General features: G+C 46.0%; 1 protein-coding gene. It reads left to right on the forward strand.

Annotation, left to right across the window (positions count from 1 at the left end; translation table 11 throughout):
- The coding region (locus tag ACTHS3_RS18545) for a type I-C CRISPR-associated protein Cas8c/Csd1 (RefSeq protein ID WP_440368877.1) at positions 1 to 239 on the forward strand (239 nt) is incomplete at both ends.

The following is a 239-nucleotide window of genomic DNA, read 5'->3' on the forward strand; positions in this document are numbered from 1 at the left end:
TCCCTATCGTTTGGGACGCTTGTTTGCCATTATCGAATTGGCGCAGTCTTCCGCATTGGGTGAACTCAATGCGGGGGTAAGGGATAAATTTTACGGTGGTGCATCCAGTTCTCCGCATAGCACTTTTCCCTTATTGCTGGATAACTATCGCACGCATATTTCAGCCTTGAGAAAAGGAAGAAAAGCTAAATGGGTAAAAGGCGATCCCAAAAAACTGGCAAACTGGTTGGAAGGAAAGG

The organism is Neisseria sp. P0009.S007, assembly GCF_051962515.1.